14 protein-coding genes, 1 tRNA gene and 2 pseudogenes are annotated in these 18,843 nt (G+C 66.9%); 5 read left to right on the forward strand and 12 right to left on the reverse strand.

Annotated features, from left to right (window positions below; translation table 11 throughout):
• Nucleotides 1–156 precede the first annotated feature (156 nt).
• Complete coding sequence (locus AADZ78_RS18445; RefSeq protein ID WP_085249522.1) at nucleotides 157–1,404, reverse strand: alpha/beta hydrolase; 1,248 nt, start codon at nucleotides 1,402–1,404, stop codon at nucleotides 157–159.
• 191 nt (nucleotides 1,405–1,595) lie between these two features.
• Here AADZ78_RS18445 and AADZ78_RS18450 point away from each other — a divergent pair.
• The 4 genes and pseudogenes from AADZ78_RS18450 to AADZ78_RS18465 all read left to right on the forward strand — a co-directional run bounded on the left by AADZ78_RS18450 (nucleotide 1,596) and on the right by AADZ78_RS18465 (nucleotide 3,107).
• Nucleotides 1,596–1,669: transfer RNA gene (locus AADZ78_RS18450), tRNA-Arg, on the forward strand.
• Between the two features lie 232 nt (nucleotides 1,670–1,901).
• Nucleotides 1,902–1,982, forward strand: a pseudogene (locus tag AADZ78_RS18455) (type II toxin-antitoxin system VapB family antitoxin); the annotation flags it as partial.
• Nucleotides 1,972–2,187, forward strand: a pseudogene (locus AADZ78_RS18460) (hypothetical protein); the annotation flags it as partial. The pseudogenes AADZ78_RS18455 and AADZ78_RS18460, both read left to right, overlap by 11 nt.
• Nucleotides 2,188–2,417: 230 nt before the next feature.
• On the forward strand, nucleotides 2,418–3,107 hold the full coding sequence (locus AADZ78_RS18465) for a cutinase family protein (protein ID WP_204079000.1): 690 nt from the start codon (nucleotides 2,418–2,420) through the stop codon (nucleotides 3,105–3,107).
• 47 nt (nucleotides 3,108–3,154) lie between these two features.
• On the opposite strand, the gene AADZ78_RS18470 is transcribed toward AADZ78_RS18465, so the two are convergent.
• Nucleotides 3,155–5,056, reverse strand: coding sequence for a PE family protein (locus AADZ78_RS18470; RefSeq protein WP_085249523.1), 1,902 nt, complete (start codon nucleotides 5,054–5,056; stop codon nucleotides 3,155–3,157).
• 524 nt (nucleotides 5,057–5,580) lie between these two features.
• Between AADZ78_RS18470 and AADZ78_RS18475 the strand changes: the two genes are divergently transcribed.
• Nucleotides 5,581–6,363 carry an enoyl-CoA hydratase gene (locus AADZ78_RS18475; RefSeq protein ID WP_085249524.1) on the forward strand — a complete coding sequence of 261 codons (783 nt, stop codon included), beginning with the start codon at nucleotides 5,581–5,583 and terminating at the stop codon, nucleotides 6,361–6,363.
• A gap of 32 nt (nucleotides 6,364–6,395) precedes the next feature.
• On the opposite strand, the gene AADZ78_RS18480 is transcribed toward AADZ78_RS18475, so the two are convergent.
• From AADZ78_RS18480 to AADZ78_RS18525, 10 genes are all read right to left on the reverse strand, one after another.
• The gene (locus AADZ78_RS18480) at nucleotides 6,396–8,276 is read right to left on the reverse strand and encodes a PE family protein (RefSeq protein WP_204903365.1); all 1,881 of its coding nucleotides are present in this window, start codon (nucleotides 8,274–8,276) and stop codon (nucleotides 6,396–6,398) included.
• 147 nt (nucleotides 8,277–8,423) lie between these two features.
• Nucleotides 8,424–9,626: a dihydrolipoamide acetyltransferase family protein gene (locus AADZ78_RS18485; RefSeq protein WP_085249525.1), complete on the reverse strand. Its 1,203-nt coding sequence runs from the start codon at nucleotides 9,624–9,626 to the stop codon at nucleotides 8,424–8,426.
• Nucleotides 9,623–10,669, reverse strand: a complete 1,047-nt coding sequence (gene bkdB / locus AADZ78_RS18490; protein ID WP_085249526.1) for a 3-methyl-2-oxobutanoate dehydrogenase subunit beta — start codon at nucleotides 10,667–10,669, stop codon at nucleotides 9,623–9,625. The genes AADZ78_RS18485 and bkdB overlap by 4 nt, the downstream gene beginning before the upstream one ends.
• A 10-nt stretch (nucleotides 10,670–10,679) precedes the next feature.
• On the reverse strand, nucleotides 10,680–11,771 hold the full coding sequence (pdhA, locus tag AADZ78_RS18495) for a pyruvate dehydrogenase (acetyl-transferring) E1 component subunit alpha (protein ID WP_085249549.1): 1,092 nt from the start codon (nucleotides 11,769–11,771) through the stop codon (nucleotides 10,680–10,682).
• Nucleotides 11,772–12,118: 347 nt separating this feature from the next.
• On the reverse strand, nucleotides 12,119–12,940 hold the full coding sequence (locus AADZ78_RS18500) for an HpcH/HpaI aldolase/citrate lyase family protein (protein ID WP_085249527.1): 822 nt from the start codon (nucleotides 12,938–12,940) through the stop codon (nucleotides 12,119–12,121).
• Nucleotides 12,940–13,443 carry a MaoC family dehydratase gene (locus tag AADZ78_RS18505; protein ID WP_085249528.1) on the reverse strand — a complete coding sequence of 168 codons (504 nt, stop codon included), beginning with the start codon at nucleotides 13,441–13,443 and terminating at the stop codon, nucleotides 12,940–12,942. Before AADZ78_RS18505 ends, AADZ78_RS18500 begins: the two co-directional genes overlap by 1 nt.
• Complete coding sequence (locus tag AADZ78_RS18510) at nucleotides 13,425–14,600, reverse strand: acyl-CoA dehydrogenase family protein (protein WP_085249529.1); 1,176 nt, start codon at nucleotides 14,598–14,600, stop codon at nucleotides 13,425–13,427. The genes AADZ78_RS18505 and AADZ78_RS18510 overlap by 19 nt, the downstream gene beginning before the upstream one ends.
• Nucleotides 14,597–16,570, reverse strand: a complete 1,974-nt coding sequence (locus tag AADZ78_RS18515) for an acetyl/propionyl/methylcrotonyl-CoA carboxylase subunit alpha (protein WP_085249530.1) — start codon at nucleotides 16,568–16,570, stop codon at nucleotides 14,597–14,599. Before AADZ78_RS18515 ends, AADZ78_RS18510 begins: the two co-directional genes overlap by 4 nt.
• Nucleotides 16,571–16,574: 4 nt before the next feature.
• Nucleotides 16,575–18,152: a carboxyl transferase domain-containing protein gene (locus tag AADZ78_RS18520; RefSeq protein ID WP_085249531.1), complete on the reverse strand. Its 1,578-nt coding sequence runs from the start codon at nucleotides 18,150–18,152 to the stop codon at nucleotides 16,575–16,577.
• The gene (locus tag AADZ78_RS18525; RefSeq protein ID WP_085249532.1) at nucleotides 18,149–18,796 is read right to left on the reverse strand and encodes a CoA transferase subunit B; all 648 of its coding nucleotides are present in this window, start codon (nucleotides 18,794–18,796) and stop codon (nucleotides 18,149–18,151) included. Before AADZ78_RS18525 ends, AADZ78_RS18520 begins: the two co-directional genes overlap by 4 nt.
• Nucleotides 18,797–18,843: the final 47 nt, after the last annotated feature.

Consider the following 18,843-nt stretch of genomic DNA (forward strand, 5'->3'; position numbering starts at 1 on the left):
AGCCTCCTGATTCAGCACCCACAACACAATCGACAACACAACGCTAGTCCGGTTAACGCGGTGGTGAAAGCCGAGTGTGGGTGCGGATCGGCCTGGTTTCGAAACCTCGTGCTAGGCACGTAAGTTGGGAGCTTGGCGGCCCGTGCTGCGCCCGGTTCAGCTGGCCGGAGTTGCCGAAAGCGCCAACGAGCCCATCAGCTCGCGCCGCCCGTAGACGACTCCGAGGAAGTCCGCGACGGCGTTGGCAGCCAGCCGTGACCGGACCGTCGGGGTGATGTCGAACGCGTGGTAGGCGTTGGCGAGCTCGGCATAGGCCACCGTGGCAGCCCCGGCGCCCCGTAACGCCGCGCAGAACGCCCGGGACTGGCCGCTAGGGGCCATTTGGTCCTTTTCGCCGTGCAACACGAAGAACGGTGGTGCTCCGCGGTGCACATACGAAATGGGCGAAGCCGCCGTGAACCGCTCGGGATCGTCTGCGTAGCGGGTCTTCATCACGAACCGCTCGAGGAACGGCAGCATCATCTCGTGCATGTTTTCGAAGTCGGTGAAGTCGTAGACCCCGTAGTACGGCGCAACCGCTTGCACGGTGGTGTCGGATTCTTCGAACCCGGGCTGAAACTGTGGATCGTTGGGGGTCAGGGCGGCCAGAGACGCCAGGTGCGCGCCTGCCGATCCGCCGGTGATCGCGATGAAATCAGGGTCGCCACCGTAGTCGGTAATGTTCTCGCGGACCCAGGCGATCGCCCTTTTCACGTCGATAATGTGCGCGGGGAATGCACAGCGCGGGCTCTTGCTGTAGTCGATCGAGACGCAAATCCAGCCGAGTTCCACCATTCGGCTCATTAACGTGTATCCCTGAGGGCGTTTGCCATTGACAGACCACGCCCCGCCGGGGACTTGGATCAGAACCGGAGCCCTGCAACCGGGCGCCAGGTCGGGCCGGCGCCAGATGTCGAGCAGATTGTCACGACCGCCCGGACCGTAGGAGATGTCGCAGGTGTGCGCCGCGTATCGGCGGCGCGGTCCGGACGGTAACAGGCCGCCCCGGCGCGCGCACACGGCCGGATCGCTGGTCGGGTGGCATACCTGGTCGCGGAAATCCGGACCGAACGACTCCTCGAGTGCAGCGGTAAGGGAGTGATCGGCCCGCTGTGCCGCCCAGGTGGTTGCAACTCGGTTGATCGACGGCGCTGCCACTCGGGACAACGCGTGTCCGGTCACGACATGCGGTGGAAATTCCGTAGCGAGCCAGCTGGCGACCCAGCCAAGGGCGAACGGCGAACCACGTAGCAGTAGGGCGCCGGCCCGATAGGTGTCGCGGGCGTCAGCCGCCAGCTGCGCCCCTTGTCGCAGCGCCTGGGCGCCTGCCCTCGAGCACCGCGAAGTCACTCTGGCCATGCACATAACAAAGCCCACCCAACCCCTCGACGTCAGGCACACGCGTCTTTGCGGTTAACGGCCGATTACCGGCCGGTGTTGTACGTGTGTCGAGGCTCACACCATAACCGATATTTGGCGCAGGGGAAGACTTTTCGCGCGCGTTGCGCCGCTCAAAATGATCTTGGGACGCCGTTAGATAGACTGACCTGCACATTGCCTCCGTAGCTCAGGTGGATAGAGCAAGGGCCTTCTAATCCCTAGGTCGGGTGTTCGAGTCACCCCGGGGGCACACACTGGGACAGCTGTGACGATTGTGGCGCGAATGGGCGCGTCGATCCGGCGTGAATCCTGGCCTCTGAGGGTGAATCCTGGGCGCGAAAACCAGCCGGATCCCGCCCTGGACACACACTGAAAGCCGTGAGTTCACACTCGATCTCGACAGATCTCGGGCCGGGGTCAATGCGCGGGCACGTCGGCTTGACGGGAAAAGTAGTGATGCGTTGATGCGATAGCATCAAGCCGTGCGGACGACGCTTGACATTGACGACGACGTGATCGCCGCAGCTCGCGAACTTGCATCCGCCGAGCGCCGTCCTCGCGGCCCTACGCGTCTTGGAAGGTCACCGCTTCCTGACTGATGACGTATCGCTCGTCGATGACGACATTCCGGCGATCGTCGGTCACCGCCAGGTAACCGACGCCCATCTGCTGACGCTCGCTCGCCGGCGAGGCGTCCGGCTGGTCAGTTTCGACAGCACAGTCCTCAGCCTCGCCCAAGGACACGATGGAGCTGCTGACTACCGTTAGCTGAAATACCGCAGGCCAAGAACATCACCGTCACCACCGCCGCAAACACTTCGGCGTCTGGCCCACTGCCGTCTTCCGAATCGAACGCGGGTCTTGCGGGGGGCTGCGCGCCGTCACATCGAGCGTGCCGGGTCGCGTCGGGCGCTCCCGAGTGCCGCTCGCGATCTGCTCAAGCAGGTCGCGTGAATTCGGCGGTACACGCTTTGGTCGCAATATGTCAGCATTGAGAGGTGAACGCACGCCGATTCGCTCGTTTGCTGGGTGTCGCGGTGCTGACAACCTGTGCGACGCTGCTGAGCGCGCCAATTCTCATCGCCTCCGCGTCCGCTGCACCCTGCCCCGACGTCGAGGTGACATTTGCGCGCGGTACCGACGAGCCACCTGGTGTTGGTGGGGTTGGACAGGCATTCATCGATTCACTGCGCTCGCAGGTTCGGGGTCGGTCCATCGGGGTGTATCCGGTCAACTACCCCGCCACTGAAGATCTCGCTCCGTCCGCATCCGCCGGCGCCAGCGATGCGAGCGCTCACGTTCAGTCCATGGTTGCGAACTGTCCCAATACCAAGCTGGTGCTCGGTGGATATTCCCAAGGCGCGGGAGTGATCGATCTGATCACCATCGCCCGAGCATCGGTTGCCGGTTTCAACGCCGCGACGCTATCGGCGGAAGAGGCCGATCACGTCGCTGCGGTCGCTGTCTTCGGAAATCCGACGACCAGGTATCTGGGGGGGCCGATAAGCGAAATCAGCCCATGGTATGGGCATAAGGCCATTGACTTGTGTGCGCCCGGCGATCCGGTGTGCTCTCCAGGGGGCCTGTCGCTGCCTACGCATGACGAGCTGTTTTCCCCCGAGCACTTATCCTATGTGAACTCCGGAATGCCCAGTCAGGCCGCGACTTTCGTGGCGAACCTTCTCTAACGCACCTGTCGAGGACTCCCAGCTCATCGTTGTGCGGCGACCGGAGGTTAGCCTGGCGCGCCGGGGTTGCCGCCGGTGCCCGGCGTGCCGTCGAGGCCGTCGCCCCTGGTTAGGGTCCCGGAACCACCGGCACCTCGGGGGCCGGCGGTTCCGCCCGCACCACCCGCCCCGGCCGCACCGCCCAAGCCCGCGGCACCGTCGCTGCCCGAGCCGCCCCCCAACAACCCTCCGGATCCAGCCGCGCCGGCAGCACCGCCCGCGCCGCCATCGCCGCCGTCAGCGCCGTGGCCGCCGTCACCACCATTGCCGCCGGCCCCACCGATGGTCCGGTCCGTGCCAGCGTTGATGCTGGCGTCACCACCGAGACCACCCGCACCGCCGGCACCACCGCTTCCGCCGACCCCACCAGCCCCGCCGACACCACCAGCCCCACCATTTCCGCCCGTGCCGAACAGCCGCGAACCGGCTCCACCGCTGCCGCCCGCACCACCCGCGCCACCGGCCCCACCGACACCGAGTGAGCTGCCGCCGTCACCGCCGTCACCCCCGTTACCGCCACCGGCAGCGGTGGACAGGAACGGGCTGCCCTCGTCGACGTGCGCGGTGCCGCCGTCACCACCACTGCCGCCTGCCCCACCGGCCGCACCGCTAGCGCCAGCGCCGCCCGCACCACCCGAGCCGCCATGACCGCCGTTGCCGGCCAAAAACCCGCCCTGACCTCCGGCACCACCGCTTCCGCCAGCGCCGCCGTTGCCGCCGGACACCGAACTCGCGGCCCCGTCGCCGCCAGCACCACCGTGGCCGCCAGAGGTGAGGTTGTGACCCGCGACCACGGAGCCAGCGCCGCCGGCGCCACCGGCGCCGCCCGCGCTGCCGGAAGCCACGGCGTTGGTCCCCGCTCCACCGGCACCACCGGTGGCCGCGCCGGCACCCTGGACCGTAGCGCTGCCGCCGATCCCGCCGTCACCGCCAGCGCCGCCAACGGCGGCGGTACCGCCGTTGCCGCCCTTACCCCCGGTGGCGGTGACCCCGCTGCCGCCCACCGTGGACGTTGCGCTGGCGCCGTTGCCGCCTGTGCCACCACTGGGTGTCGGGCCGGTGCCGCTGCCGCCACTGGTTCCGCTGTCGCCCGTTTGACTACCAGGCCCAGATACGTCGTTTGGGCTAATGCCGGGGCCGGCCGCGGTACCGGCGGGGGAATTGACACCGTCAGCCCCGGCCATTCCAGCACCACCATGCCCCCCGGCGCCGCCGCTGCCGATCAATACCGCATGACCGCCGGCACCGCCGTTGCCACCGGCCCCACCGGGGGTAATCGCGGCTCCGCCGTTCCCACCAACCCCACCGTTGCCGTACAACCACCCGCCGTGGCCGCCGTTACCGCCGGCCGCGCCAGCCCCACCGGCCCCACCGGCCCCACCGTTGCCGATGAGCCCTGCCGCCCCGCCGTTGGTGCCCGCCACTCCCGGAGTCGTGCTGGTGTAGCCGGCACCACCATTGCCGTACAAAATCCCGCCGTTACCTCCGCTTTGTCCCGGCGCGGTCGCATCGGCGCCATTGCCGATGAGTGGGCGCCCTAACAACACCTGAGTAGGCGCGTTCACCGCAGCCAATACGTCCCGCTGCAAGACCTGCAAGGGCTGCCTGGGCTGCACGGACGACGCATTGGCGGCCTCGGCAGCCGCATACGCGCCCGCGCCGGCATTGAGAGCCCGCACGAACTGCGCATGAAACACCGCGGCCTGAGCACTCAGCGCCTGATACTCGTAGCCGTAGCCGCAAAACAACTTCGCGATCGTCGCCGACACCTCATCGCTAGCCGCGGCCAGCACCTGCGTGGTCGAGCTGGCCGCGGCCGCATTGGCCGCCCCAATAGTCTCGTTGATCTCGGCCAAAACGGCTGCGGCAGCCGCCTGAAAATCAGGACTCGCGATCACAAATGACGACATCAGCGGCCTCCATCACGACGACGCCCGCGCGACGCCGCAAAGATATTTGGGACAGTGCTAGGGCGGGCGACCGACAGGCCATTCGACGACGGCAAATCCGGGGTAAGCCCGACAGCCCCGGCACCGAACGGCATCGCCGTCCCCGCTGACACCGCCATGGGGCCGTCTCCCTCGCGCGTATATAAAACCTCCGACTGTCGAATCGTCGACTAACCAATGCATGCAAGGGCCGTAGCCGACTACCTAATCCCGCACCGTCGATGCCCTCGAACTACCCCATTGGGACCAGCCTCACCGACGACGTTCGGGCCTTGCCAACAAACCGCGACAACCCGAGTCGTTCCCGATTCATGGAGGTTTCCGCGCTTGTCACCACGGCAGGACACCCGTTCACACTGCCGTCGCGGGCTAAGGCCGGGGCACCGCGCGCCTAGATCGCGGCTGCCGCTGGGTGGGTGCTCGCTGACGGCTACCCATGCGGTTCGGGGATACTGCATCCGAAACAAACCCGCGGAGGTTGCTGGATGGTCGAATCCGATCTCGTCTTGTACAGCGTCGACAAGCGCGTCGCCCTGATCACCGTGAACGATCCGGACCGGCGCAACGCCATCACCGACGAGATCTCCGCCCTGCTGCGCGGCGCCGTGCAGCGGGCCGAAGCCGACCCCGATGTGCACGCAGTGGTGGTCACCGGCGCAGGCAAAGCATTTTGCGCCGGCGCGGATCTGAGCGCCCTCGGCGCCGGGATCGACGGCCCAACCGAGTCCCGATTGCTGCGGCTCTACGACGGATTCATGGCCGTTGGCAACTGCGTCCTACCGACCGTCGCGGCGGTCAATGGCCCGGCGGTTGGCGCCGGCCTGAACCTGGCACTGGCGGCCGACGTGCGCATCGCGGGACCCGCCGCAATGTTCGATGCCCGTTTCCAGAAGCTGGGGATCCATCCAGGCGGGGGTGCGACCTGGATGCTGCACCGGGCGGTAGGACCGCAGGTCGCGCGGGCGGCGCTGTTGTTCGGCATGCGTTTCGATGCCGAATCCGCTGTGCGCCACGGGGTCGCGCTCAGCGTTGCCGACGATCCCGTCGCCGCGGCACTCGAGCTGGCCGCGGCGCCCGCTGCGGCTCCACGCGAGGTAGTGCTGGCAACCAAGGCCACCATGCGCGCTACGGCCAGCCCCGGATTGCTCGACAACGAGCAACACGACCTCGCCAAGCGCTTAGAGCTTGGGCCACAAGCGAAATCGGTCCAGTCGCCGGAGTTCGCCGCACGATTGGCCGCTACCAAAGGGCAAGTGCGTAGCAAGTAGTCGGTCGGGTGCCTGGCGCGGCGATGGGGAGGTCAGCCTGGTGCGCCGTCCGCGCCGTTGATGCCGGGGTTGCCGTTGACTCCTGGGGGAGGGCTTAGCGCTCCAGTGCCGCTGGTGCCGCCAGTGCCAACGGATGTGCCGCCAGCTCCACCCGAGCCGCCAGCTCCGCCAGGTCCCGCGGTACCGCCGGTACCCACGGCACCGCTCAGGAGTCCGCCGCGCCCACCGATTCCACCGGGAACACCTCCGACGCCGCCGGTTCCGCCAGTGCCTCCGTCGCCAGCGTTGCCACCGGTGCCACCGGCGCCACCGACGGTGGCAACCCCATCGACGCCGTTACCGTTGCCGCCGGTGCCGGCGTCGCCGCCCGCCCCGCCGACCCCGCCGAGGCCGCCGGCCCCGCCGGCCCCGGCATTGCCGCCGTTGCCGCCGTTGCCGAACAGCCCAACTGCCGCACCGCCGTTACCGCCCGCGCCGCCGGCCCCACCGGTGCCGCCGGTGCCACCCTCGCCGCCTGCACCGCCGTTACCGCCCGCTCCCCCGTTGGCCAAGATAATGGGGGAGCTGCTGGTGCCGTCGACCGTCGCGCTGCCGGCGTCGCCACCGATACCGCCCGCACCGCCGGACGCGCCGCCGCCGCCGACGCCGCCCGAACCACCGACGCCGCCATTGCCGCCGTTGCCGAACAGCGTCCCGCCGGTGCCGCCCGCGCCGCCCGCCCCTCCAGCGCTACCGTTGCCGCCGGAAGCGCCAGTGCCGCCGGTGCCGCCGGAACCGCCACTACCGCCCTTGGTGGCACCGACGCCGGCAATCGTGGTCGCGTTGCCGCCGTTGCCGCCGTCGCCGCCTGCGCTGCCGGGGGCCACCCCCATGGTTCCGTTGGCACCGTTACCGCCGATAGCGTTGCCGTTGAAATCACTGACCGTCGCATTGCCCCCTGCGCCGCCGGTAGCGCCAGCACCGCCCTCGATGGAGGTCCCGGCGCTGCCGCCGGCACCGCCCGTGGCCGTGACGCTGGTACCGGAGTTGGATGTCGCGCTGGCACCTTCGCCGCCGGTGCCGCCCGTCGGAGTGAGGCCAACACCGGTGCCGCCGGTGCCGCCGCTCGCACCAGTTTGGCTGCCCGGCCCGACGACATCCGCGGGACTGGTGCCGGTGCTGGCTGCGGGGCCGGGGGTGGGGTTGACACCGGTTGCCCCCGCTAGTCCGGCCCCGCCGGTACCACCGGCGCCCCCGGCGCCGATAAGGCCAGCGTTGCCGCCGTTGCCCCCCACAGCTCCAATGCCGCCGTTGACGCCGGCCACGCCGCTACCGCCGGTCCCGCCACCACCGCCGTTGCCGTACAGCCACCCACCGGCCCCGCCAGCGCCGCCCGCCGCGCCGGCACCGCCCGTTCCACCAGTGCCGCCGTTGCCGATCAACCCCGCCGCGCCGCCGGCACCGCCCGGCTGGCCGGCGGCGCCGGCCGCGCCGTTACCGCCATTACCGAACAACAGGCCACCCGCCCCGCCGGGCTCGCCCGGCGTCGTCCCGTTGGTGCCGTTGCCGATTATCGGACGCCCCAGCAGCGCCTGAGTTGGCGCATTCACCGCGCCCAGCACACCCTGCTCCAGCGCTTGTAGCGGTGCCGCGTTGACGGCATCGGCGGCCGCGTATGACCCCGCACCCGCAACCAGGGCCCGCACGAACTGCTCGTGAAACGCTGCCGCCTGACTGCTGAGCGCCTGAAACCCCTGTGCGTGTGCACCGAAGATCGCCGCAATCGCCGCCGACACCTCGTCGGCGGCCGCGGCCACCACCCCCGCCGTCGGCAACGCCGCCGCCGCAGTGGCCGAGCTGATCGTGGAACCGATGCTCGCCAAATCCGCTGCCGCTACCGACACCGCCTCTGGCACCGCGATCACAAACGACATGCCCATCTCCTAACCAAACCAGGACACTCGGCGATCACCGGCAACCCCCGAGCCCACGTACAAGCAGCAGCGTATGCTCGTCGCGACAGCCCATGTCGCGTTTCCGTAACATCTGGTCGTCGCTGGCCGGCACCGACCGTCCGCCCGTTACAGGTCCAACAGCGCGGACTCGGGCGACTCGATCAAATCCCGCAGCTCACAAACGAATTGAGCCACCTGGGCACCGTCTGCGACGCGGTGGTCGAACACGCAGGTCAACGTCATCGTCGGACGCACCACGACCTCGTCGCCGACGGCCACCGGGCGCGGCTTGATCGCTCCCATGCCCAGGATCGCCGCTTCGGGATGGTTGATCACCGGGACACCGTCGTCCACTCCCAGCGCGCCGAAGTTTGACACGGTGAAGGTGGAACCCCGCAGCTCCGCCGGCGTGAGAGTGCCCTCGCGAGCGCCGGTGATCAACTCGGCTGTCCGGCTGGCTAGTTCGCGAGTGGTCTTGTTGTGAGCGTCGGTGATCACTGGGACCAGCAGTCCGCGTTTGGTGGCCACACCGAAGCCCAAGTGCACGCCACGATGGACGTGCACTTGCGGGCCCTCGGGCGACTCGACCCAGGTCGAGTTGAGAATCTCGTTGTGCGTCAATGCGATAACCAGGAGACGTAACGTCAGTACGAACGGTGTGATCTCGGGTGCAACCGAACGAAACCGGTCAGACAGCCGCTGCAGTTCGGTGCAGGCAACCTCAACGCTGGCTTTCGCGGCAGGAATCTCTTTGTGGGACAACGCCATTTTCTCGGCCATCCGAGTCTGAACGCCGTGGACCGGCCGCACGTCCGCCGCCTCGACATGAGCGGCCGCCAGCACGTCCGCTCGGGTGATCACGCCGCCGGCCCCGGACCCTTGAGGAAGCGAAGTCAAGTCAACCGTCAGCTCCTTGGCCAGCTTGCGCGCCGGAGGCGCGGCCAGCGGCCGGCTGGGGCGTCGGCTGGTATCGATGCTCGAGTCTGCTCCGTAACCGACCAGGGTTGGTACGTCGGCCTCGCCGTTAGTCCCCGACGGCATCTGCCGTTTCACATCACCATTCAAAGGCTCGGTGTCGATGCGGACCAACATCGCACCGACTTTGATCACATCACCGACATCGCCTGTCGAGCCGCCGATTTCGACGATCCGGCCGGAGTACGGACTCGGGATCTCGACCTCGGCCTTGGCGGTCTCCACCGTGCACAACGTCTGGTTGAGTTCAACGTCGTCACCGACGGCGACCTCCCAGGACGTCACCGTCACGTCCTCCAGTCCCTCACCGAGGTCTGGCACCCGGAACGACTTGACCCGGTCGTCGGCGTTCATGGCAATGCCAGCGCGCGCTCGACGCAATCCAGCAGCCGGTCGGGACCCGGCAACCACAACCTCTCCAACCGCGCCGGCGGGTACGGAGTGTCAAAACCGCACGCCCGCAATACTGGAGCCTCCAGCTCGTAGAACATTTCCTCCTGGATGCGCGCGGCCAAGCCGGCGCCGTAGCCCAGGCTTCGCGGACCCTCATGCATCACCACGCAACGCCCGGTTCGATGGATCGACGCGGCAATCGTATCGAAATCCAACGGGACAAGTGACCGCAAGTCGATGACCTCCAGGCTCCAACCGCGTTGCTGTTCAGCGTCTTCCGCAGCGGACAGGGCAGTGGCGACGAGACCGCCGTAGGTTATGACAGTCACGTCGGCGCCCGGCCTGCGCACCATCGCGTGTCCGATCGGAGGTTCTGGCCTGCTCGTGTCGACGATTCCCCGACCCTGGTAACGCCGCTTGGGCTCCAGGTACATCACCGGGTCCGGGCAGGCGATGGCATGCCGCAGCAGCCAATAGCCGTCGCCAGGGTTGGACGGGACCACCACCTTCAAACCGGCGGTGTGCGCCCAGTAGGACTCGGTGGATTCCGAATGGTGTTCGGCCGCACCAATGCCGCCAAACGACGGGATCCGCACGGTCACCTGCATGTTCACCTCGCCGCGGGTACGACTCCGATACTTGGCGAGGTGGCTGACCACCTGATCCAACGCAGGATAGGAAAAGCCGTCGAACTGGATCTCGGGCACCGGCACAAAACCACGCAACGCCAATCCGACCGCGATGCCGATCAGCGCGGACTCGGCCAGCGGCGTGTCGAAGCACCGCTCCTCGCCAAAGGTTTCGGCCAGTCCCTCGGTCACCCGGAACACCCCACCCGCTGCCGAAACGTCCTCGCCGAACACCAGGACCCGGTCGTCGGCGGCCATCGCATCATGTAGTGCGCGGTTGATCGCCTGCACCATGGTCAACTGCCGAGCGACGTCCGCCACCTCCACCGTGAGTGCTTCGTCGGCGTGGGCCGGACGATCGGCGATTTGAGTCACGCCCGCCTCCTCACTCGGTCCTGGCCAGTTCGGCGCGCAACTCTTGGCGCTGCGCTTGCAATCCGGGCGTGATTTCGGCGAACACGGTGGTGAATACGTCATCGATGTCGAAGTCGGGCGCACCGAACACAGCGTCACGCAGTTCGGTCCGCGTCCGCCTTGATCGAGCGGCCACTCGCTCCTCCAACCGTTCGGACCACACGCCCTGGGCCTGCAAGTACGTGCGGTAGCGCGGAATGGGGTCCAGCGCTAGCCAGCGATCCACTTCCTCCTGGCTCCGGTACCGGGACGGATCGTCGGCGGTGGTGTGCGCCCCTAGTCGATAGGTGACCGCCTCGATCAACGTCGGGCCACCACCGGACCGAGCCCGGGCGGCGGCTTCAGCCATCACCGCGTAGCACGCCAGGACGTCGTTGCCGTCGACCCGGATGCCAGGCATCCCGTAGCCGAGTGCCTTGTGCGCGATAGAGGGTGCAGCCGTCTGCTTGGATACCGGCATCGAGATGGCCCACTGGTTGTTTTGCACATAGAACACGCACGGCGTGGTGAACACCCCCGCGAAGTTCAACGCCTCGTGGACGTCACCCTCGCTGGTGGCGCCGTCGCCAAGGAAGGCCACCGTCACCGAATCCTCGCCGAGGCGTTGGGCGGCCATCGCCGCGCCGACGGCGTGCAAGGTCTGGGTGCCGATCGGTACGGAGATCGGCGCGCAGCATTTCTTGGTGAATTCCAGCCCGCCATGCCAGGTACCCCGCCACGCGGCACCTACATGTCCGGGAGGGATACCGCGCACGAGATAGGCGCCGAGCTCGCGGTATTGGGGAAACAGCCAGTCGGTCTTGCGTAGACAGGCTGTCGCACCGACCTGGGCGGCCTCCTGGCCGCGGCAGGAGGCGAACAGCGCCAATTCACCTTGGCGCTTCAGATTGATGAACTCGATGTCCAGTTCTCGAGTGAGCACCATCATCTCGTAGAGCCAGCCCAGCGTCTCCTCAGGAAGATCACGGCTGTAACGAGGTTCGGCGGTCGGGTTCCCGTCCGGGTCGACCAGTTGCACCGGCTCCAGGTCGACAGTCATCGGCTTTGGAGAGCTCTCCGCCATACCGCCTCCCAACTTCGGAGCCACAACGCGGTCACGCCGTCAACGGATGCCGTCCTTCCGGTAACGGATCACCAGTCAACTGCGTTCCATCCTTTGCGTCGGCGCCGGTGGAGCGGCGGGCCCAGCAAAATCCCGACAGCGAACTACTGCAAACCGAAGCCAACCGCCAGACCGCGATAAACTTCGGCTCGCCGCAACACTGACGCACCTTCCATTATGCGCTCAAATGCGAAGACACCGCGGCTGATCGCTGGAAACCGCAGCCGTGTCGCACACTTTGGCCGGGGACGCCTCGCATTGCGTCAATGCCGTTGCCGCTGGCCCGGACAACGGCGGACCAGCAACCGTTAACCCGGCGCGGATTCGCCCGCCCTGCGCAGCAGCATCTCCGCGTGCCGCAGCACCGGCGAGTCGACCATCTGTCCTTCGAACGCAAACACCCCACGCTCGTTTCGTGACGCGGCTAAAACCCGTCGCGCCCAGGCCAGCTTCTCGTCGCCCGGCCGATATGCCTTGCGCACCACCGCGACCTGGCTCGGGTGAATGCACACGGTCACATCGAAGCCCACCGCCGCGGCGTCGAGCGCCTCCTCCTGCAAGCCCTCGATGTCACTGATGTCCAGATGTACGGCGTCGAGCGCAAGCCGGTCGAACGCGGATGCCACCAACAGGATCGTCGACCGCACGTGGCGGGTCACATCTCGATACGCGCCGTCGGCCCTACGGCTGGAGCTGCCGCCCAGGGTGGCGATCAGGTCCTCGGCACCCCACATCATCCCCACGGTGTTCTCGGCGGCGGCGATTTCGGCGGCGAACAATGCACCCCGCGCGGTCTCCACTAGGGCGATGACATCGCGTGGCGCAAGGGCGGCCACCTGCTCGGCCGATTCGGCCTTCGGCAGCATCACGGTCGTGTACGCCGTGCCAGCCAGAGCCTCCAGGTCACGTGCCTGTTCATCGGTGCCGGCCCCGTTGATCCGTACGACGGTGTGCGCCGGGTCCAACGGGGTGTCCTGCAGCGCCTGCCGGGCCACGGGCTTCTCGTGGACGGCAACGCCGTCCTCGAGGTCCAGAATCACCACGTCGGCGGCGGCTGCGGCCTTTGCGAAGCGCTCGGGGCGGTCGGCCGGGCAAAACAGCCACCCGGGACCGGCGTCGCGCAAGCTCATCACGCCTCCTTACTCGGCTGCTTCTGTACCAGGGTCGTGCGCACCGCGCGCGCGACGATCTCGCCGTGCTGGTTACGCCCGGTGTGCTCAAGCGTGACTAGCCCTTCACCGGGCCGGCTTTTCGACTCGCGCTTGCCGGTACAGATGGTCTCCGCATACAGGGTGTCACCGTGAAACACCGGCTTGGGAAACGACACCTCGGAGAAGCCGAGGTTAGCGACGATGGTGCCCAGCGTCAGCTGAGCAACCGACAGCCCGACCAGGGTCGACAGGGTGAACATCGAGTTCACTAGCCGCTCGCCACGAAACCCCGGCTGTTCGGCGGCCCACGCCGCGTCGAGATGCAGCGACTGGGTGTTCATCGTCAGCGTGGTGAACAACACGTTGTCGGCTTCGGTGATGGTGCGGCCGGGCCGGTGCAGGTATGTCGTGCCGATTTCGAATTCCTCAAACCACAAACCGCGCTGCACAACCGATTTGCCGGTCACGACAACCCCAGCGATCGCGCAATCAGCATCAGCTGCACCTCGGTAGTCCCCTCACCGATCTCGAGCACCTTGCTGTCACGGTAGTGCCGCGCCACCGGATATTCGTTCATGAAGCCGTATCCCCCGTGGATCTGGGTAGCATCGCGGGCGTTGTCCATCGCCGCCTCCGATGAGATCATCTTCGCGATCGCCGCCTCCTTCTTGAACGGCTTGCCCGCCAACATCTTTGCGGCCGCCTCGTAGTATGCGGTGCGGGCGACGTGCGCACGTGCTTCCATTCGTGCGATTTTGAAGCTGATCGCCTGATACGAACCGATCGATTGCCCGAACGACTGCCGTTCCTTGGCGTACTTGACGCTCTCATCCACGCAGCCCTGCGCGGCCCCGGTTGCCAGCGCGGCGATGGCAATCCGGCCCTCGTCCAGGATGGACAAGAAGTTCGCATACCCCGTCCCGCGGGCGCCCAGCAGGTTCTCCCGCGGGACGCGGGCCTCGTCGAAAGTCAGCGGGTGAGTGTCCGAGGCGTTCCAGCCGACCTTGTTGTAAACCGGCTCGACGATGAATCCCGGTGTGCCGCTGGGCACGATGATCGTCGAGATCTCCTTCTTGCCGTCCGCTGGGCTTCCAGTGCTCCCGGTGACGGCGGTGACGGTAACCAGCGAGGTGATATCAGTGCCGGAGTTGGTGATGAACTGCTTGCTTCCGTTGATGATCCATTCGTCACCCTCGAGACGGGCCGTGGTACGGGTGCTGCCGGCATCCGAACCCGCTCCCGGCTCGGTGAGCCCGAAACCGGCAAGCGCGCGCCCGGCGGTCAGATCCGGCAACCACTTGCGCTTCTGCTCCTCGGTGCCGAAGCGGAAGATCGGCATTGCGCCGAGGCCTACCCCGGCCTCCAGGGTGATCGCCACCGACTGGTCCACCTTGCCCAGCTCTTCGAGCGCCAGGGCCAGGGCGAAATAGTCGCCGCCCATGCCGCCGTACTCCTCCGGGAACGGCAAGCCGAACAGTCCCATCTCGCCCATCTTGGCGACGACCTCGTACGGGAAGCTATGCTCCGCATCGTGTTTGGCCGATACCGGAGCAACGACGCTGCGCGCGAAATCGGCCACCGTGTCGCGCAGTTCCTCATATTCCTTGGGTAGCGCCCCGGCGGGAATGGTTGTCGTCATGATCGTTGATCCTTGATTCTTGCGAGTACTTGTTCGACCTTTACCTGATGGCCAACTGACACCAGCACCTCCACCTGTCCCGAAACCGGCGCGGCCAGTGAGTGTTCCATCTTCATCGCCTCGACCACCACCACCACGTCACCCTCGGAAACCTCGGCGCCCGAAGTGACCGGCACGGCAATCACGTTGCCCGGCATGGGGCTGACGACCTCGGCCTGCCGCTCGCCCACCGCACGGTGAATCTTGTGTTCCTCGGCCTCACGCAGATGCCAGGTTCCGCGTTCGTCGGCGATCCACAGGTGCCGGTCGGCCTCGGCCCAGCTATAGTCCCGACGCAGCCCGGCTATCGTCACGCTCATCTGTGTGCGCGTGACTTGCACACTCGCGGAACGAATCTCGCCATCGCCAACCTGCACCCTGGCCATCTCCGGTAGCCCCCAAACCGACACCGTCTCACTGCGCAGCGGGGTTTGCATGGCGGTGCGCACCGGCGCCGCACCCCCGCCGACCCGCCATCCGGTCGGCGTGGCCCACAGGTCTCCCGCGGCACGGCGGGACAGGGCCCACTGGCGGTAAAGGCCCCCCGCGGCCAGCACGTCGTCGGGCGCCGGCAGCGGCACGAAGTCGGCCAATCGCTCGTCCAGTAACGCGGTGTCGAGGTCGCCGGCACGTACCCGCTCGTCGGTAAGGAGGAACCGCAGGAATTCCAGATTGGTCTGCACGCCCAGGACCGCGGTCCGGGCCAGCGCTTCATCGAGCCGCTGCAGTGCCTGCTCACGGTCATCCCCGTGGGCGATCACCTTGCTTAGCATCGGGTCATAGTCACTACCGACCACGGTGCCGGCCAGCAGCGACGAGTCCACCCGAACCCCGGCGCCCGACGGTTCGAGCACCTGCAGCACCCGGCCGCCGGTAGGCAGGAATCCCCGTGCGGGATCTTCGGCGTATATCCGGGCCTCGATCGCGTGACCGCATAGTTCTATGTCGTCCTGCGCAAAGGCCAACTTTTCGCCGGCACCCACTCGCAGCTGCCATTCGACCAAGTCCAGCCCGGTCACGGCCTCGGTGACCGGATGTTCCACCTGCAGACGGGTATTCATCTCCATGAAGAAGAACTCATCGGGGCGGTCGGCCGAGACGATGAACTCCACCGTGCCGGCGCCGACATAATCGACGCTGCGCGCGGTGTTACAGGCCGCGGCCCCGATCCGGTCGCGGGTCTGCGGGTCAAGCAGCGCAGACGGCGCCTCCTCGATGACCTTTTGGTGGCGCCGTTGCAGGCTGCACTCGCGCTCACCCAGATGGACCACGTTGCCGTGCGTATCCGCGAGCACCTGCACTTCGATGTGCCTGGGCCGCAACACAAATCGCTCCAGGAACACGGTGTCGTCACCAAACGACGACGCGGCCTCTCGCCTTGCGCTGACCAGCGCCGCACGCAGCCGGGCGGGCTCTTCCACCAGCCGCATGCCTTTGCCGCCCCCGCCAGCGGACGGCTTGATCAGCACCGGATAGCCAACCTCGGCCGCTGCCGTGGCGAGCTCTTCGTCCGTCAGGCCCGGCTTGGCCACCCCCGGCACCACCGGCACGTCGAATGCGGCAACGGCATTCTTGGCGGCGATCTTATCGCCCATCACCTCAATCGCACGCGCCGGTGGGCCCAGGAACACCACCCCGGCGCGCTCGCAGGCCGCGGCGAAATCGGCATTCTCGGAAAGAAATCCGTAACCCGGGTGGATCGCCCGGGCACCGGTGCGCGTCGCGGCATCAATCACGCGCGCGATGTTGAGGTAGCTCTCGCGCGCTGCGGCAGGTCCCAGCCGCACGGCCGTGTCAGCTTCGAGGACATGCCGGGCGTCGGCGTCGGGATCGCTGTAGACGGCGACCGACCGGATGCCTAGCCGGCGCAGTGTTCGCATAACCCGCACCGCGATTTCGCCGCGGTTGGCCACTAATACGGTGTCAAACATCGCGTCACATCCGGAACACGCCGTAGGAGACTTGTTCTAGCGGAGCATGAGCACACACCGAAAGAGTCAATCCAACAACAGTTCTCGTATCAGCTGGATCGATGATGCCGTCATCCCATAGGCGCGCGGTCGAGTAGTACGGGTTGCCCTGGTCCTCGTACTGCTGGCGGATCGGCGCCTTGAACGCTTCCTCCTCCTCGGGTGACCAGGGATTGCAGGCCGCAGAGAGCTGCTCGCCGCGGACCGTCGCGAGCACCGACGCCGCCTGCTCGCCGCCCATCACCGAGATCCGCGCATTCGGCCACATCCACAAGAACCGCGGCGAGTACGCCCGGCCACACATCGAATAGTTGCCCGCGCCATAGGATCCGCCGATCACGACGGTCAGTTTCGGCACGCGGGCACAGGCCACGGCGGTGACCATCTTAGCGCCATGCTTGGCGATGCCGCCGGCCTCGTAGTCGCGGCCCACCATGAAGCCCGCGATGTTCTGCAGGAACAGCAACGGGATCTTGCGCTTGTCGCACAGCTCGATGAAATGTGCTCCCTTGAGCGCGGATTCGCTGAATAACACGCCGTTGTTGGCGACGATCCCGACGGGGTGGCCGTGGATGCGCGCGAAGGCGGTCACCAGTGTCTTGCCGTATTTAGCTTTGAACTCAGTGAATTCGCTGCCGTCGACCAGCCGCACAATGACCTCGTGCACGTCGTACGGCACCCGGGGGTCGGGGGGTACGACGTCGTAGAGCTCGGTCTGCGCATGCTTGGGCTCGACCGAAAGGCCCACCTCCCACTGCGCGGGCTCTCGCGGCCCAAAGGTGGCCGCAATCTCGCGGACGATCCGCAGCGCGTCCTCGTCGTCCTCAGCCAGGTGGTCGGTGACACCGGATACTCGCGAGTGCAGGTCGCCGCCGCCGAGTTCCTCGGCCGTCACGATTTCGCCGGTGGCGGCCTTCACCAGTGGCGGGCCACCGAGAAAGATGGTGCCCTGTTCGCGGACGATAACGGCCTCGTCGCTCATTGCCGGTACGTAGGCGCCGCCCGCCGTGCACGAGCCGAGGACCGCCGCCACCTGCGCGATGCCCTTGGCGCTCATCGTCGCCTGGTTGTAGAAGATCCGCCCGAAATGCTCGCGGTCGGGAAACACCTCGTCCTGGCGCGGCAAGAAGGCGCCGCCGGAATCGACCAGGTAGATGCACGGCAGCCGGTTCTGCAGCGCGACCTCCTGTGCGCGCAGGTGTTTCTTGACCGTCATTGGGTAGTAGGTCCCGCCCTTGACGGTCGCGTCGTTGGCGACGATCACGCACTCCCGCCCCGACACTCGGCCAATACCGGTGATAATCCCGGCGCCTGGGGACTCGTCACCGTACATGCCACCGGCGGCCAGCGGAGCCAGCTCGAGGAATGGGCTGCCCGGATCCAGCAGGCGGTCCACCCGCTCGCGCGGCAGGAGCTTGCCGCGGCTGATGTGACGCTCGCGCGCGCGTTCGTTGCCGCCCAAAGCGGCTGCGGCAAGCTTGTCGTTCAGCTCGGCCACCAGCCGGCGGTGCTCGTCGGCGAACGAGGGTGCGATAGTTGTCACTTTGTTGCCAAGTCCCGAAGCACCAGGGGCGGTTGGGTTTTCGCGATCACCTCTTCGACCGACACGTCGGGGGCGGTTTCGATCAGGTGCAGGCCGTCATCGCATACGTCGATGACCGCGAGTTCGGTGACGATGCGGTTGACGCAGCCAATGCCGGTCAACGGCAACGTACAGCGTTCCAGGATCTTTGGGCTGCCATCTTTGGCGGCGTGCTCCATCATCACGATCACCTTGCGAGCGCCATGCACCAGATCCATCGCGCCGCCCATACCCTTGACCATCTTGCCGGGGATCATCCAATTGGCGAGGTCACCGGTGACCGAAACCTGCATGGCGCCAAGCACTGCCACGTCCAGATGCCCGCCGCGGATAATTCCGAATGAGGTCGACGAGCTGAAGAAGGCGGCACCGGGCAGTGTGGTTACGGTCTCCTTGCCCGCGTTGATCAGATCGGCGTCAACGTCTTCGCGCCGAGGGTACGGGCCAACACCGAGGATTCCGTTCTCCGAATGCAAGACGACGTGGACACCCTCGGGTATGTGGTTCGGAATCAGAGTGGGCATGCCGATGCCAAGGTTGACGTATTGCCCGTCCTCGAACTCCGCCGCGACCCGCGCGGCCATCTGGTCTCTAGTCCAGGTCATCTGGCGCCGCTCCTCCTCATCGCTTCGCTCTGCATCGTCGCCGGCGC

Origin of the sequence: Mycobacterium riyadhense (assembly GCF_963853645.1) — a bacterium.
Lineage (GTDB): Bacteria > Actinomycetota > Actinomycetes > Mycobacteriales > Mycobacteriaceae > Mycobacterium > Mycobacterium riyadhense.

Excerpts from the sequence above, each read along its gene's own strand:
- AADZ78_RS18445 (WP_085249522.1), bottom strand. The coding sequence starts at position 1,404 with ATGTGCATGGCCAGAGTGACTTCGCGGTGCTCGAGGGCAGGCGCCCAG.
- pdhA (WP_085249549.1), bottom strand. The coding sequence starts at position 11,771 with ATGGCGGAGAGCTCTCCAAAGCCGATGACTGTCGACCTGGAGCCGGTG.
- AADZ78_RS18510 (WP_085249529.1), bottom strand. The coding sequence starts at position 14,600 with ATGACGACAACCATTCCCGCCGGGGCGCTACCCAAGGAATATGAGGAA.
- AADZ78_RS18475 (WP_085249524.1), top strand. The coding sequence starts at position 5,581 with ATGGTCGAATCCGATCTCGTCTTGTACAGCGTCGACAAGCGCGTCGCC.
- AADZ78_RS18480 (WP_204903365.1), bottom strand. The coding sequence starts at position 8,276 with ATGTCGTTTGTGATCGCGGTGCCAGAGGCGGTGTCGGTAGCGGCAGCG.
- AADZ78_RS18500 (WP_085249527.1), bottom strand. The coding sequence starts at position 12,940 with ATGAGCTTGCGCGACGCCGGTCCCGGGTGGCTGTTTTGCCCGGCCGAC.
- AADZ78_RS18485 (WP_085249525.1), bottom strand. The coding sequence starts at position 9,626 with ATGAACGCCGACGACCGGGTCAAGTCGTTCCGGGTGCCAGACCTCGGT.
- AADZ78_RS18525 (WP_085249532.1), bottom strand. The coding sequence starts at position 18,796 with ATGACCTGGACTAGAGACCAGATGGCCGCGCGGGTCGCGGCGGAGTTC.
- AADZ78_RS18515 (WP_085249530.1), bottom strand. The coding sequence starts at position 16,570 with ATGTTTGACACCGTATTAGTGGCCAACCGCGGCGAAATCGCGGTGCGG.
- AADZ78_RS18470 (WP_085249523.1), bottom strand. The coding sequence starts at position 5,056 with ATGTCGTCATTTGTGATCGCGAGTCCTGATTTTCAGGCGGCTGCCGCA.